Annotated in this window: 2 protein-coding genes and 1 pseudogene; 1 reads left to right on the forward strand and 2 read right to left on the reverse strand. The window is 71.4% G+C overall.

Annotated elements, in window-relative coordinates; translation table 11 throughout:
• Together D7231_RS34665 and D7231_RS34670 are read right to left on the reverse strand one after the other, a co-directional pair.
• Positions 1–279: pseudogene (locus D7231_RS34665) on the reverse strand (EI24 domain-containing protein); the annotation flags it as partial.
• A gap of 98 nt (positions 280–377) precedes the next feature.
• The gene (locus tag D7231_RS34670; protein WP_120760325.1) at positions 378–794 is read right to left on the reverse strand and encodes a winged helix-turn-helix transcriptional regulator; all 417 of its coding nucleotides are present in this window, start codon (positions 792–794) and stop codon (positions 378–380) included.
• Between the two features lie 93 nt (positions 795–887).
• Here D7231_RS34670 and D7231_RS34675 point away from each other — a divergent pair, with 93 nt between their 5' ends.
• The gene (locus D7231_RS34675) at positions 888–1,295 is read left to right on the forward strand and encodes a RidA family protein (RefSeq protein ID WP_120760327.1); all 408 of its coding nucleotides are present in this window, start codon (positions 888–890) and stop codon (positions 1,293–1,295) included.
• Positions 1,296–1,443: the final 148 nt, after the last annotated feature.

Raw genomic sequence — 1,443 nt, forward strand, 5'->3', positions numbered from 1 at the left:
CGTGAACGTCAGCACCGCGGCGAGCAGCGCGCCCAGCATCACGACCGCGCCGAACGCCACACGGACCGCCGTGCGTCCCCCGGAGTCCCAGTCGTCCGCGAAGGGCGTGGCCCAGGCGGCGAGTTCGTCGATCCGCCACACCAGCACGGCGAGCACGGCCGCGTAGAGCACGAGCGTGATCAGCGCGGGCAGCAGCCCGACCCGGAGCCAGCGCCGGTGCCCGAAGACCCAGCGCTGGCCCTCCCACAGAAACCGCATCCCCACCACGACATCGCGCACGGCGGCCAGACTAGTACTCCGGCCGTCATCACGACGGGGCAACCGCCCCGCGCAAGGGACTACCCGCCGCTGACCACCCTGCTCAACCCTCGGACGGGTCATCTCGCGAGGGCGCGAGGCCAGCCGGCTTCGAACGGCGCATCGAAGTCGCGGCGGGCGGTCTCGATGTGGGTGAGGTAGCGCTGGGTCCAGTCGCACATGCCGCTGACCGTCGCGCGGAGGGCCTGGCCCGGTTCGGTGAGGGTGTAGTCGACGCGCGGCGGCACGGTGGGGTGCACCGTTCGCCGGACCAGGCCGTTGCGCTCCAGCATGCGCAGGTTCTGGGTGAGCATCTTGTGGCTGACGCCGTCCACCTCGTTCCGCAGCGCGCTGAAGCGCAGCGTGCGTTCGCCGAGGGCCTCGATGATCAACAGGGCCCACTTGTTCGCGACGTCCGAGAAGATCTCCCGCGCCAGCGAGTCCGCGCGGGTCAGATCCGCGTCGGGCGGCAGGTCGCCCCGCTGCTTGGTCACCATGAGGTTCCCCAGTCACCGAAAAGTGCGTTCTTCCAGGTCGGTGCACACTCTCCTACGGTTTCCCAGTAACCACAAGAGAGCAGGAGACCCGGCATGGCCATCACCCTCGTCAATCCCGAAGGACTGCCCACGATCGACGCCTACCACCAGGTGTCGGTCGCGACGGGCTCGCGGCTGGTCTTCGTCGCCGGGCAGGTCTCGTGGGACGCCGACGGGGTCACGGTCGGCGCGGGCGACCTCGCCGCCCAGGTCGAGCGGTGCTACCTCAACGTCGCCACCGCCCTGGCCGGGGTCGGCGCCTCCTTCCGGGACGTGGCGAAGCTGACCGTCCACGTCGTCGACTGGACCCCGGACAAGATGCCGCTGTTCCTGGACGGGGTCGCCCGGGCCGCCGCGCGGCTGGGCTCGACGCCCGTGCCGCCGGGCACACTGCTGGGCGTGGCGGCCCTGGACATCCCCGACCACATGGTCGAGGTCGAGGCCGTCGCGATCCTCGACTGAGCCGCTTCGCCGTCGGCCGGCGGGCGGTTGACGGAGCCGGGCGGTCAGCCCGGTCTTGGCGAGGCCCGTGACCGAACTCCTCATGCGGTGCTCACGCACGAGCGCCCTCCCGGGCCGTCCCGGGGCCGTGGAAGGGCGCTCGATGGTG

The organism is Streptomyces klenkii (assembly GCF_003626645.1).
Taxonomy (GTDB): domain Bacteria; phylum Actinomycetota; class Actinomycetes; order Streptomycetales; family Streptomycetaceae; genus Streptomyces; species Streptomyces klenkii.

Excerpts from the sequence above, each read along its gene's own strand:
- D7231_RS34670 (WP_120760325.1), bottom strand. The coding sequence starts at position 794 with ATGGTGACCAAGCAGCGGGGCGACCTGCCGCCCGACGCGGATCTGACC.
- D7231_RS34675 (WP_120760327.1), top strand. The coding sequence starts at position 888 with ATGGCCATCACCCTCGTCAATCCCGAAGGACTGCCCACGATCGACGCC.